The 12948-nt window shown below is 46.4% G+C and carries 11 protein-coding genes and 1 pseudogene; 9 read left to right on the top strand and 3 right to left on the bottom strand.

Annotated features, from left to right (window positions below; translation table 11 throughout):
- The first annotated feature begins 913 nt into the window (after nt 1-913).
- Nucleotides 914-5794 carry an FG-GAP-like repeat-containing protein gene (locus NG346_RS13625; RefSeq protein WP_262281290.1) on the top strand — a complete coding sequence of 1627 codons (4881 nt, stop codon included), beginning with the start codon at nt 914-916 and terminating at the stop codon, nt 5792-5794.
- Here NG346_RS13625 and NG346_RS13630 read toward each other — a convergent pair.
- Entirely contained in the window at nt 5751-6194 is a 444-nt protein-coding gene (locus NG346_RS13630) for a helix-turn-helix domain-containing protein (protein ID WP_262281289.1), read from the bottom strand. The genes NG346_RS13625 and NG346_RS13630 overlap by 44 nt on opposite strands.
- A gap of 1090 nt (nt 6195-7284) precedes the next feature.
- Between NG346_RS13630 and NG346_RS13635 the strand changes: the two genes are divergently transcribed.
- The 5 genes from NG346_RS13635 (at nt 7285) to NG346_RS13655 (ending at nt 9993) form a co-directional block, all read left to right on the top strand.
- On the top strand, nt 7285-7521 hold the full coding sequence (locus NG346_RS13635; protein WP_262281310.1) for a DUF3791 domain-containing protein: 237 nt from the start codon (nt 7285-7287) through the stop codon (nt 7519-7521).
- Nucleotides 7518-7997: a DUF3990 domain-containing protein gene (locus tag NG346_RS13640; protein WP_262281303.1), complete on the top strand. Its 480-nt coding sequence runs from the start codon at nt 7518-7520 to the stop codon at nt 7995-7997. Before NG346_RS13635 ends, NG346_RS13640 begins: the two co-directional genes overlap by 4 nt.
- Nucleotides 7994-8227, top strand: coding sequence for a hypothetical protein (locus NG346_RS13645; RefSeq protein WP_262281304.1), 234 nt, complete (start codon nt 7994-7996; stop codon nt 8225-8227). Before NG346_RS13640 ends, NG346_RS13645 begins: the two co-directional genes overlap by 4 nt.
- Before the next feature lie 311 nt (nt 8228-8538).
- Complete coding sequence (locus tag NG346_RS13650; RefSeq protein ID WP_262281305.1) at nt 8539-9225, top strand: CPBP family glutamic-type intramembrane protease; 687 nt, start codon at nt 8539-8541, stop codon at nt 9223-9225.
- A 42-nt stretch (nt 9226-9267) separates the two neighbouring features.
- Nucleotides 9268-9993 carry an Abi family protein gene (locus NG346_RS13655; protein ID WP_262281306.1) on the top strand — a complete coding sequence of 242 codons (726 nt, stop codon included), beginning with the start codon at nt 9268-9270 and terminating at the stop codon, nt 9991-9993.
- Nucleotides 9994-10179: 186 nt separating this feature from the next.
- Here the strand turns inward: NG346_RS13655 and NG346_RS13660 are convergent, their stop codons facing one another.
- Entirely contained in the window at nt 10180-10485 is a 306-nt protein-coding gene (locus tag NG346_RS13660; RefSeq protein ID WP_262281307.1) for a GNAT family N-acetyltransferase, read from the bottom strand.
- Nucleotides 10486-11115: 630 nt separating this feature from the next.
- Between NG346_RS13660 and NG346_RS13665 the strand changes: the two genes are divergently transcribed.
- From NG346_RS13665 to NG346_RS13675, 3 genes are read left to right on the top strand one after another with little or no spacing between them, the layout of a single operon-like run.
- On the top strand, nt 11116-11355 hold the full coding sequence (locus NG346_RS13665; protein ID WP_317620800.1) for a DUF3791 domain-containing protein: 240 nt from the start codon (nt 11116-11118) through the stop codon (nt 11353-11355).
- Nucleotides 11352-11831, top strand: a complete 480-nt coding sequence (locus NG346_RS13670; RefSeq protein WP_262281308.1) for a DUF3990 domain-containing protein — start codon at nt 11352-11354, stop codon at nt 11829-11831. Before NG346_RS13665 ends, NG346_RS13670 begins: the two co-directional genes overlap by 4 nt.
- Nucleotides 11828-12061: a hypothetical protein gene (locus tag NG346_RS13675; protein ID WP_262281309.1), complete on the top strand. Its 234-nt coding sequence runs from the start codon at nt 11828-11830 to the stop codon at nt 12059-12061. The genes NG346_RS13670 and NG346_RS13675 overlap by 4 nt, the downstream gene beginning before the upstream one ends.
- A 663-nt stretch (nt 12062-12724) precedes the next feature.
- Here the strand turns inward: NG346_RS13675 and NG346_RS13680 are convergent.
- Nucleotides 12725-12948: pseudogene (locus tag NG346_RS13680) on the bottom strand (IS1380 family transposase); the annotation flags it as partial.

Genomic DNA, 12948 nt, shown 5'->3' on the forward strand with positions numbered 1-12948 from the left:
TTTTCTTGTTCCATGACCGCAAAGGTAAGCAAAAAAAATAGTTTTAGCACGCTATCATATCAAGTTCTTTGGTTAGGCAGCGGCATCCGTCCGCCACGGACAATCCCCCTTGGGCCTGTTTTCCTTTCGAAATATCAACAGGGTATGTATATCCCTATTTGAATCAAGAACTTACAACTGGCGACTAACGCAGTTAATATCCTTGATTTTATACGCCGTGCCGGCCACAACATCATTGACGTGAGCGTTGGAGAAGACAGTGGAACCCCATTCCGGCAGATTTCAAAGACTTTCCTGACTTCGTCACTTTTCCTGTTTTCGTCATTTTTTTACTACGAAATAGTTAATATCCTATAAATCAGTATGTAATCAACTAAGAGTTTACAATTTTGGGTGTCCACTGATAACTTGATGCTGCCAGCCTCGTAGAGGCTGGCAAAACTATTGACCTATTTTCAATTGGTTGTGACATTTTTTGTCCAAGTACATTTGCCTCTCCACGGTCTCTCTTCACTCTTAATTCCTCTCTCCTCTTACCTTTCGACCAGCATTTGCTGAATAGTTACCTTGAATAGTAACTACTCAGCGGTTTCTATCGTTGGGCGGGGTTTATCCCCGCCCTGTTGTGTCATCCGTTGGATTTCCGTACATCCATGATTTTTGATTTCATTTAAGGGGATAGGACGGGGATAAACCCGTCCCTACGGTCTCGTCCTATACCTTGTGGAGTGTCAGAACTCCTGAAACAGGGTGCCATTCTGCCCATTTGCATCATTGCGTAAAAAACACTTCAAACGGTAAAAATCGGTCGTTCACTGCGTACAATTGTACTGCTTGCTGCCTTGATGTGAAGTAAAAAATATAAATTTGTGAACCACAATAACCCGATAACCCTTTACAAACCATAATAATTATGAAAGCATCTTACTTTCTCTTTGCAATGGGCTTACTCTTATTGACAGGTTCTCCGCCAGTCAACGCCCTGACTTTTGAAAGCCTTTTCATGCAGAACGGCTACAATAGTGGCGTGCCACAGTTTCTGGCCGATGTGAACGAAGACGGCAAGTTAGAATATCTTTATCCTGGACATGCCCAATACTACCAGGACGATAAGCTCGTGCCTGCCATGCCCTGTCAGTGGCGCACCATCGACAGCAACACCGCCGTGGTGATAAGCGACCAGGAAGCTGTTGTCCCGTGGTCGTGGCAGATGCGGTGGCTCAATGCCGATGTGATGCCTGGCTTTGCCACTTACTTCAGGGCTTACCAGTCGAGCCCCGGTAAGATGTTCATTCCCATCAATGGCAGCTATCAGTACATCACCACCAATATGGATGACGCCACCGGCGTTACCTGGGCCGACGTGAATCTCGACGGTCGTCTCGACATGCTCTACTGGCAACAGATTGACGGCACCTACCGCCCCTTGTTCAAGTTGCAGCAGGCCGACGGGTCGTTCCTGGCGCAACCCGTAAACCTGGTAACCGATGAGGCCGAACTACAAAACGCCCAGTATGCCAGCGGCGGCAATGGTGCCTTCTCGGTGAATCTGAGCTCGAGCTTCTCGGGCTTCTCGGGTGCCGACAAATACTACAGCAAGAACCCGCTTACGGTGGTTGACCTGAACATGGACGGCTATCCCGACTTTCTTGACAGCAAGGGCGGTATGTCGATGCTCTCACTTGGTTACGGTCGCTACTACATGGCCGACCTTTCGGGTAAGGTGCTCAGTGCCGATGTGAATGGCGACGGGCTCACCGACCTGCTGGTTTACACCGCAGGCGCACTCACGCTGAAGCTTAACAACGGCAACGGCTTCACCGACACCCAGCTGCTTACGAACAACGCCCTGAACGGCTTGTATGTGCTTGACTGTGATGGCGACTCTCAGCCCGACATTCTTGCCACACTCGCCACCGATGATGCCAGCTACCTGGCTTTCTTCCGTAACCAGGGCAACGGCAAGTTCAAAAAAAACATCAGGAGCGTGAAGGGCTACGTTAACTGGAGTCCACCTTATTATATTAACAATAACGGCAGGCCTACGCTGTTCTCGAATACCAGATCCAACTATGGCGACCCCGAGGATTACTGGACCAACACGGCCCATACCAATGGCGAGCAGCAGGTAACCCAGTGGGATTGGGATGCCGACTTCAAAATCGACACGCTCACGGTGAACCCCGACAGTGACATGTTGCTGTTCTTTCCGCCTTACGATGTCGATGGCGATGGCAAGGCTGAACTGATGGCCTTCCGCAACGAGCAGTGGGCCGACGGCACCAAACTGCGCGAAAAGCAGTGGGGCGTGTGGCATCTGCCTGTTACAAAAGCCAACACCGCTCCCCGACAGATGGCAGCGCCCAATTTGATTCTCGACAAATCGACCGCCCTGCTGCGTGCTGAATGGCTGGCAGGCAGTGATGCCGAGAATGCACCGGCCGACCTCACCTACGAACTCGAGATAAGTGCTGCCGGCAAGAAGCTTTTGCGCCGCTTTACCAAAGAGCGCTTCGCACTGGCAGCGGCAGGTCTTTGGCATGAATCGACTGTAGAGGCACGCGTGCGTGCCATTGATGCCAGCGGCATGAAGGGAGCGTGGAGCGAGAAAGCTACGGTGAGCGGCATACCACAGACAGCCGACTTTACCGTGAGCACCCGCACATGCAGCACGGCCGACACCGTGTGGGTAGAGGCACTCAATGGCATGCAGGTGCAGTTGCGAGGGCTGCCCGACGGCGAGGTGGTGAAAACTGCCAACAACCGCCAGGGCATCGTGTTCAGTACCCATGGCACAAAGCAAATCGAGGTCACATGCAACGGCTCTATTTCAACGTTGCAGCAGGTAGAGGTGCTGCCACTGCTTATTACCGATAGCAGCAAGGATATGACCGATCCGTTCGGCTCGCCTATGGCTATCAATGGCCAGCTATTCGATTACCTGCAGCAAGGCACCATGCAGGTGATGAACCATCAAGGCTTCTTTGCCTACACCAACGGGCACTACGAGAAGCAGCCGGTGTTCGGACTCTCTGACGGAGCCTCGAAGGGACGTTTCGTGTTCGATGCCAACATGGACGGTTTGCCCGATGTTTACTGCGACCACTACGACCAGTCGGGCAACGGCTCTTATCAGAGCATTGTGAACCAGGGCGATGGCGAATTCGAGAAAAACGCTACCATGTACACCTTCGATGGCGTGCAGGGCAACAGCATAAGCATGGTGATGCAGCCTGTTGACATTAACAACGACGGGCTCCTGGATATGTACACAGGCGAAAAGGTGTACATCAATCAGGGCGACGGTACTTTTAAGAGCATACAAATCAAACTTGGTGAGTACTCTCTGAACTGGCTGGCAGATAACCTTGCGGCCGATTACGATCGTGACGGACGTGTCGACCTGGTGGCACAGCTGAAGAAACCGAATGGAAAGAAGGTTTACGCCGTACTGTTCAACGAGGGCAACGACCAGTTCACCGTGGTGCCTCTGCCCGATAACTTCAGAGAAACCAATATGGCGTTCGATACAGATGGCGACGGTTACTTGGACTTAGTAAGCAATGACAATAAATTCATCGTACGCAATCTGGGAAAACGAACCTTTGCCCAGGTTGAGGCGCTGGGTAAATACGTTATTCCCATCGACCTCGACCTTGACGGCAAGGCCGATTACCAGAGTATAAAGGCCGATGAACTCACGTTCAGCAACTACGGGCAGCAGGTTACCTTCAGCAACGAAAGCAAGGTGGGCATCTGGGGCCAGTCGAGCAGCTGGACGCCTGCAGCCTTTGCTGATGCCAATGCCGACGGAGTGCCCGACTACGAAAATCTGGGCCTCTATTTGCTTAAGCGTAACAATCCCAATACCGCACCCACGGCACCCACCACAGTGATGGTGAACCAGAAAGGTGGCGAGGTGGTGATTAACTGGGACGGCGCATCCGATCGTGAGAGTGCCACGCCCTTGCTGAGCTATAACATCAGCATTCGTGAGAAGGGAGCCTCGGGCGATAACAGCTACATCTGGTCGCCGCTCAATGCCACCAGCAATAAGGCAAAAATGGCTCAAACCCGTGTGTCCACCGCCTTCCGGCAGTCCACCACATTGCCTATGCCCGCAAGCCGCTTCAAGTACGGCAGCACCTACGAGATAAGCGTGCAAACCATCGACCCGTGGCTCGCTGCGTCGGCCTTCTCGACCCCCGTAAGTTTTACGCCGCAGGCGGTAACGCTCATCAGTTTACCGGCCAAGGCTGGTGTGGGTCAGCCGGTGCGCTACAAAGTTGAGTCGACGCTTACCTCGGGTGTGGCGTTGCGCACTGATGGCGGCACACAGAATGCCGACGGCACCATTACCTGGGATACGCCCGGACTGAAGCAGGTTACGGCCATTGTAAACGATGGCGAACCCGTGGTTAGCAAGGCATCGATTCTAATAGTTGATAAGCCCGACCTGAGCGTGAAGCTGCCCGCCACGATGCTTGCCGGACAAACCATCACGTTTGCCCTGCCTGAGTGTGCTCGCAACAACGGCGCCCAGTTGCAGCTCACGGCCAACGGCGAACTGCAAACCAACCTCAATGCAGGCACCGCTACGCTAACCCTGCCCGACGATGCCACTTCATGCAAGCTCAACATAAGCTACACCGACGAGGTGTGGACCGATAAGCTCACAACCAACACAACCATTCATGTAGTGGGCCAGCAGTGGCAACCGCAGATTGATAAGGTAACCTCTGTCAATAACCACAACGTAATTACGTGGAATGCCGGTCAGGCTCTGCCCGATGCCAGCTTGTTTACCGGCAAGGTAAAGATATACCGTGAGGGCAGCGTTACCGATGAGTATGAGTGCATTGGCGAGGCCAGCCTGAGCGATGGCTCGTTTACCGATACCGGCAGCAGTTCCGATGTGAAGAGCAGTCGTTACCTCATCACTCTGCCCACTGTTTATGGCATCGAGAGTGCGCCCAGCCAGGTGCATGCCTCAGTGCACCTTATGGTGAACCGTGGACTAGGCAATGACATAAACCTGCGGTGGAGCGGCTACGAAGGTGCCCGCGTGAGCCAGTACATTGTGTATGCCGGTTCATCGCCCGATAATCTGAGCGAAGTAGATCGCCTGTCGGGCAATGCCTGCAGCTACGTGCATCACCGCACATCGACCGGTGTAACCTATTATGCCATTGGCTTCAATGTAACGGCCTCATCGCCGAAGCGTGTACAGCGTGCCAGCAGGGTGGCTATGCCGGCATCCAACGTGATAAGTAGTGCCGAGGCTTACGGCGTTATACCGGTAACAGCACTCGAAATTGCCACCACTGAAGCCGATGCCACCTTCTCGGAAACGCAAACCACCCTGCACCTCAAAGCACTGGTTACACCTGTATGGGCCACTATCAGTACGGTGGAGTGGAGCATCGTGGATGGCGAAACGCTTGCCACCGTTGATAGCAGAGGAGAACTGCAAGTGCTGAGCGGCACCACGGGCGGCGCTGTTACCGTGCAGGCCAAGGCAACCGACGGTTCGGACATAGTGGCAACCCGCAGCTTTGAAGTGCCGGTGAAAACTGGCATAGATAAGCAGCAACAATCTGCCCCTGCCATTCGTCTGGCAAACGGAAAGATGATGATCACGGGAATACATTCGCCCACGTCACTGCTCGTAACCACTATTGACGGCAAGGTGCTGCAATCGGCCAAAATCACGGCCAACCGCACCCTGAATCTGGCACCCGGAATCTACATTATCCGACTGGGTGCGATGGTGAAGAAGTTTTCTGTTTTCTGAATTCTGAGGGCGACATGCCCGCATGAACCGTAAAGTAGCGGCGAAAGCTGCTCAGTGAATTAAAGCCCGAGCGACTGGCTATCTCATCAATTGTAAAATTAGATATGAGTAGCAGTTGCTCGGCGTGTTTTATGCGCCAGTGGTTCACATACTCGTAAAAGGTGGTGTGCAACTGCTGATTAAGAAAGTTGGAAATATAGGTGCGGTTGGTGTTCAGCACCCGTGCAAGGTCGTAAAGGTTGAGTGTGGGATTCAGGTAAATTTGCTGTTGGACGAAAGCAGCCTCCAGATTCACTGTGAAATCGTGCTCGCAGTGCAGGGTGTCGGCGTCGGCCGACTGTTTAACGGGCTCACGGTTTTCTTCCATCGTAAGTGCCGAGGCTTCCAGCTCTTCGAGCATATCCTCCTGGCGGTATACAAAATAACAGAACAATCCCAGTATCACAGTCATGCTAAGGTTGTAGGCTATAATCTCGTACTGGTCGGGAAACACGGTGGCGGTGGTCCAGATAAGCAGTATCAGCACATACAGGTACAACACGTATTTGAGCCAGTAGAGTGACAGTGACTCGTTAGAGAAATTCTCGAGCAGTATGCGGTTGTACCGGCGGGTGGACAATAGCTGTATATAAGTATACTGAGTGAGTAAACAATACTCAGGTCAAGGGCAAAATGGTAAATGTGCTCGTTGGCTGTTATGGCATAGCTTACGAAGAATGCTCCGTACACCACGGCGTTAATGATGATGAGCCATTTCTGCCGGGCCTGGGGCCGGGTGAGCCGGGTAATGATGAAAAGGGCACAAGGCACCACCGACATTTCGAACATGTCGGTTAGACATGAGCTAAGAGTCGACTTCTCAGCTTGTGCGAAATAGAAGAATACCATCTCGGAGGCGCTTATTAACGTTAAGAAGAGCATGAAGCCAAACATCATGCGCTGCAGACGGTGCGCCTTGCCTTTTTTATATAAGACTACCGTCATGATGAGTTGCGACATGAAGAGAATTCCAAACGAAAAGTCGCCGAGCCGAATGCCAATGTCAGTGATCGTCATAGAGGTTGAGAATTGTGTAGATCTGCAAATTTACGAAAAAAACTTCAATTGGCGAAAAATTTTGTGGGCTTAATGGGCAATGTGGCGCTTAATGGGCACTTTAGGGACTATTTCTAAGTAAAGTTAACCTTACACAGTTGTTATGACGAAAATAGAAAATCCTCTGAATGACGTTAAAGGTTCTCATAAGTGGAAATAATGGTATGGACCAAAAGAAAAAGGATAGAGAATAAGTTTAGGTTTACATGTCTATATACATGGAAGTGCTTAAAATTAAACTTTCTTTTCGTCCACCACCGAAATCCATTCATCACTAAATCTTGAAAAAGCACTTGGATTCTTTTTTAAGCTCAAGACAAAATAAATGTGTGTTCTACTTGCGGAATCAGACAAAAGTACGTATATTTGCAGAGACGAAAAAGCAATACGCTATGATGTCCAGGGAAGAAACATACCAACTGAAATATACGATCGCCTTAATTGCCGAGTTTGCCAAGAAATTCCATCTTGGTAAGAAGCAAGCGTACAATTATCTGAAGAGGTTCAATGGACTGGGCTACCTCAAGAGTTATTACGACGTTCTGCATACGCTTTCTTTTGAGGAAGCCATTCGTGATATATCAATTATCTGCTTCCGTAACGGAGGCAAGCTACAATATCAAGACTTATGATACTTTATCACGGTTCAAACGTAGACATAGAGACTATAGACCTGTCGAAATCAAAGCCATATAAAGATTTCGGAAAGGGATTCTATTTGTCAGCGGACAAAACGCAAGCATTCCGAATGGCCGAGCAACGGACATCCATCCAACTAATCGGAAAGCCTATCGTAAACAGTTTCTATTTTGACGAGTCAGCTTTAACAGATGGCAGTTTGAAGTTTCTCTCTTTCGACGATTATTCTGTAGAATGGGCAATGTTTGTGTTGAAAAACCGTGATAGCAATGCAAAAATACCAAGTCACAATTACGATGTGGTTTATGGGCCAATTGCTGATGATGGCGTTACCTTCCAACTAAGGCGTTACCAAGCTGGCGTTATCACCATTGACCGGCTTGTAGAGGAATTGAAGTACAGTAAAGGCATCACATTTCAGTATTTTTTTGGAACGGAATTAGCAATATCCAAATTGAAAAAGCTATGAAATTAGCAGAAGGACAAATAGAAATAATGAAGGAAGATATGAGCGAGGAGCTGATAAAGATGCTCATGACCAATTGGCATTATTCTATGGATGATGCCATGGACGTGCTCTATAATTCAGATACGTTCTCGCGTCTGGAGGATGATAACACAGGACTGTATTATCAAAGCCCAGGGTATGTATATTCTTATTTGAATCAAGAACTTACAACTGGCGACTACCGCAGTTAAAATGCAGAAATAATGAACAAGACACAAAAGATAAGCGTCTCGTAATGTTCAACCGGCGAAGAGATTTTTTTTTCGCCAAAACATTACAAACTATGGGTAAAAGCAGAAAGAAGGTGGCTGGGAAAATAAGAGTTAACTGACCTGTCAACTAACTGAAATAGTAATTTTAGGAATAGAAAAATCCCTATTTGTGCTTTTTCTGTTCAAATAATTACTATATTTCCTATGAGAATAAAAATACTCACAAATCCTATACATTCCGCTCGATTTAAGAAAAAATAATATAACTTTGAACCAAATTTCCCATCTAAATGAAGATATCATCCATATTAAAACAGAAGCGGACATGGAGCATCATGCTTTTCTATGTTCTGGCGGTATTAATAAGAGTCGTCTCAACCCGCTTTGAGACCATAGACCCATCCCACGTCAAATTGTGGGATTTCGTAGGTGGCTTGAGTCCACTCATAGGCGCGATTGTCGTTATCTTGGCGCTTCGAAGAAAAATGAAGACATCTCTTTTTGGTACATCGGTCACCAAGAGCATCCTCACATTGGCGGTGCCTTTTGGTCTGTTTGGCATTGTTGATTACAAAGAGATTGGACTCTGTTTGTGGTTATTGTTTGTATATCTGCTCTATGCCTTCTTCGAAGAGGTGGGCTGGCGTGGATACCTTTATAGCGAACTAATTGGCTGCAAAATCATTCACCGACTGCTGCTCACCACTTTGCTTTGGTTCTTTTGGCATTGCAGAGCATGGCAAATAGGGGATGTGGGCTTCTTTGCCTTGTTGTTCCTTGCTTCTTTTGGTCTTGACAAGCTTATCCGTGATACGCATTCTCTTATGCTGGTGGCCTGCTTCCATGGTCTGTTCAATTTTTATTTCAAATGCCTCTCCGACCCAAGCCATTGGTCGTCAATCGTTTGTCTCGTCATCACCATCATGCTGTGGCTCTACATTTGGTATGGGCCAAAAGTCAAGATTTGCTGGAGATAATGTAATGCTTGGGACAAAAATACAAAAAGAAAGGAATACTTTATGAGGTACTATCGATCATTGAATGTATTGTTAATATATCTGGAATGGATCAAACTCTATTATTTCGACTTCGATTTGAGGAACATCCTGCTCCGATACATAAGCCGGATCGAAGTAAACTTTAGAACATCTGTTGTCTATTTAACTTCAAACGAATACAAAGACAATCCATGCTGGTATGTAGACCCAACTATTATCAAAAAAGAAATTTTGGAAAGTGAGGAATACAACCATGCTTTAAAAGAAATGTGCAAAGAGCCTTTGATATGTTATGACAAGAAAACTCACGGCAATAGACAATATCCTCCAGCTTGGAAGGCTTTAGAGTTTATGACTTTTGGAACCATCATAAAGCTTTATGAAGGAATTAAGAATCCGCACCTTCGTTGTGATATACCCAACCTTTACGGAATGAGTCATCCGACACAGTTTGCAAATTATATTAATACTGTACGGAAGTTAAGAAATAATTGTGCTCATGAAAAAGTTCTTTTTGATATGACTTTGCCACAGACCATAGGAGATGGTCCATGTGGGAATTTAGGCAACAGGAGAACTATGCTATTTGGCGCATACAAAGTGTTCAAATACTTATTGGGTAGAATATCAGAAAATAGAGTTAAAGAAATGCAGGCCGAGCTTGTCGATGCGTTCGATAGGGTTTCATATTCAACTGTTAAGAATGTAATTTTCAACAATAGTGGGTTTAGAATGAACGAAATTTAATAATAATGCTTAAAGAATTTGGAAGATTAAGAACAAATCACTAAATTTGCAGTCGGTTAAACCAGTGCACCTGTTAATTGCGATTTTCAGACTGCACTATAAAAGGAACTGATAGGGATTGCCTAAGCGACAATCCCTTTTTTCGTTATACAAAGTCTAGGAGAAAGATACTTTCCGTTTTGAAAGTCAAATTGCACTATTGAGTATATCCCCAAACTGCGGATGCCTCTCATACCAGACGGAAGCGAATGAGCAGACAGGCAGGACGCGGAGCCCCCTGTTGATGGCATAGTCGTTGGCGGCACTGACAAGCAGACTCCCCACACCCATCCCTTCCTTGTAGGCATACGTGTGGTCAATGCTCAATACATTTTCCTTGAAGGAAAAATCCAGTCGGCCAACAAGTTCGTCACCATCATAGGCAAGCACCTTGCCGCCAGTATTCGTTGTCTCAATCTTTGTCTCCATATCGGGCACAAAGGTACTTTCCATATCCGACGCTATTTTCCGATGCAGTCTACTGATGTACATGATAACCAACACTTTAACCTTCAAAAGATTGTCATGTGGTACTGGAAATAAAGGATAGTAAATCTTAACCTAAACTTTAACGTTTTTAACTTTATTTATTACGACCAACTTCGATAAACTCGAACAAATTTGAAGTATCAACCGCGAAATGGGGTTTCCCCGTCGAAAATGAAAACTTCTCTGAATGACAGAGAAGGGTCTCATAAGTTGCAATAGTGGTATGGACCAAAAGAGAAAGCAAAGTGAACAGGTTTAAGTTTACATGTCTATATACATGGGTTCGCTTAAACTTAAACTTGTTCGGTCCTCATGGCATTTTGTATGCCTCAGGCATCTTTTTCTTTTCGTCCCTCAGAGGAATCTGCCTGTCTGTTGCATCCAGATAGAAGACCTTAGAGCTTCTATTTCCTTGTTTTTGACGTTCGGTATAGATTACACCGCATGAGATTTCTCATAGAATCTTTAGTTCTTTCGCATGCAAATGTGAAGTTGCATGGAACCATTTTTAGCTCTTGATAAAATAAAAGTTCCTTCTCCTTGCAGAATAAGACAAAAGTGCGTATATTTGCAAAAACAATAATACGATAAGCTATGTTGTCAAGAGAAGAGACTTACCAACTGAAATATACGATAGCCTTGATAGCAGAGTTTGCCAAGAAGTTCCATCTTGGCAAGAAACAGGCGTACAATTATATCAAAAGGTTCAATGGATTCGACTACCTCAAGAGTTTCTATGATGTTCTGCACACACTTTCTTTTGAGGAAGCCGTTCGAGATATATCAATTATTTGCGCACGCAATGGTGGCAAGCTCAAATACCAAGACTTATGATACTTTATCACGGATCGAACGTAGACATAGAAACAATAGACCTTTCGAAATCAAAGCCATATAAAGATTTCGGAAGAGGCTTTTACTTGTCGGCGGATAGAAAGCAAGCTATCCGCATGGCTGAGCAACGGACATCTATTGAACTTGTAGGAAAGCCTACAGTCAATTGTTTCTATTTCGACGAGTCTGCTTTAGAAGATGGAAGCCTTAGGTGCCTTTCTTTTGACGATTATTCTGTAGAATGGGCAGAGTTTGTTTTGAAAAACCGTGATAGCAATGTAATGTCACCATGCCATAACTATGATGTGGTATATGGCCCAATTGCAGATGACGGCGTAACCTTCCAGCTAAGACGTTTTAAAGCTGGTGCCATAACCATAGAACGACTTGTGGAGGAATTGAAATACAGCAAAGGCATAACATTTCAATACTTTTTTGGAACAGAATTGGCAATATCCAAATTAAGAAAACTATGAAGTTGACGGATGAGCAGAAAGAGATAATGAAGGAAGACATGACCGAGGAGTTGATAACGATGCTCATGGCCAGTAGGCATTATTCTATGAATGAGGCCATGGATGTGCTTTATAATTCAGATACATTCTCACGCTTAGAGGATGACAACACAGGCCTGTATTACCAAAGCCCTGGATATGTATATTCCTATTTGAATCAAGAACTTACAACTGGTGACTACCGCAGCTAAAATGAATATGACACAAAAAGCAAGAGTCTCGTAATGTTCAACTGGTGGAAGAATTTTTCTTTCACCAAAACATTACGGACTATGGGAAAAAGCAGACGAAAGGTGGCTGGCGGCACTTGGTGTTGCTGCAAGTCACAAAAGAAAGGCAAACAGATCAGTAGCCGGAGATTTCGGCATCATTCCAATCAGTTGGTAAGAACTTGCCAATTCGATGGTCTTCCTTTTCGCTCTTATGAACTGACCAACCCCTGGGATTTGGGCGGAGACGGAAAATGGGCAATCTTTAGAATAAAGGTTGATTGGGATGAGGATTATCTCAGATGGCTGAGGAAATGAGGTTGGTTGGGCAGGTGTCTATCCTGTCCAACCGATTTGTTTCTGCTATACCCCGAGGAGGAATGAAGCTACAAATGGAAAAATGTGATATGAAAGCCTAAAACATTTGGAAAAATGTGATAGAGCCACTATTTTTGAAAGGAAAAATGTGATATAGACCTAAAATCCGCAAGCAATCTCAATGGCAATCTCAATTGCAGTAAAGAGCTTGAACACTATGCATCATGATAGTATGAGCGTGAATTTTGTCCGATTTGTGCATACCTTCCCCTTACCCCACAATGCGACTTGAGGCAATACGCAGATTAAAACCATAAGGAACGGACTTTATCCGAATCCAGTTTTGAAAGGTCTTGCATAAGCCCGGTTTTCAGTATAGATATTCAGCACGTATTGCCTTGCTGTCATGATCCACTTGGCAGGTACGGAGATGAAGCTGAAGACAAAAGCCTTTATGCGACTCGTTTCCTTGAGCCCGAAAGCCTTGGTGTCAAGCTTGCTAATGATGGTCTTATAGAAATTGTGTATCAATGCCGTAAGCAGAAGGAATA

Source organism: Hallella absiana (assembly GCF_025457485.1).
Lineage (GTDB): Bacteria > Bacteroidota > Bacteroidia > Bacteroidales > Bacteroidaceae > Prevotella > Prevotella absiana.

Excerpts from the sequence above, each read along its gene's own strand:
- NG346_RS13625 (WP_262281290.1), top strand. The coding sequence starts at position 914 with ATGAAAGCATCTTACTTTCTCTTTGCAATGGGCTTACTCTTATTGACA.
- NG346_RS13630 (WP_262281289.1), bottom strand. The coding sequence starts at position 6,194 with ATGCTCGAAGAGCTGGAAGCCTCGGCACTTACGATGGAAGAAAACCGT.
- NG346_RS13635 (WP_262281310.1), top strand. The coding sequence starts at position 7,285 with ATGTCCAGGGAAGAAACATACCAACTGAAATATACGATCGCCTTAATT.
- NG346_RS13640 (WP_262281303.1), top strand. The coding sequence starts at position 7,518 with ATGATACTTTATCACGGTTCAAACGTAGACATAGAGACTATAGACCTG.
- NG346_RS13645 (WP_262281304.1), top strand. The coding sequence starts at position 7,994 with ATGAAATTAGCAGAAGGACAAATAGAAATAATGAAGGAAGATATGAGC.
- NG346_RS13650 (WP_262281305.1), top strand. The coding sequence starts at position 8,539 with ATGAAGATATCATCCATATTAAAACAGAAGCGGACATGGAGCATCATG.
- NG346_RS13655 (WP_262281306.1), top strand. The coding sequence starts at position 9,268 with ATGAGGTACTATCGATCATTGAATGTATTGTTAATATATCTGGAATGG.
- NG346_RS13660 (WP_262281307.1), bottom strand. The coding sequence starts at position 10,485 with ATGGAAAGTACCTTTGTGCCCGATATGGAGACAAAGATTGAGACAACG.
- NG346_RS13665 (WP_317620800.1), top strand. The coding sequence starts at position 11,116 with ATGTTGTCAAGAGAAGAGACTTACCAACTGAAATATACGATAGCCTTG.
- NG346_RS13670 (WP_262281308.1), top strand. The coding sequence starts at position 11,352 with ATGATACTTTATCACGGATCGAACGTAGACATAGAAACAATAGACCTT.
- NG346_RS13675 (WP_262281309.1), top strand. The coding sequence starts at position 11,828 with ATGAAGTTGACGGATGAGCAGAAAGAGATAATGAAGGAAGACATGACC.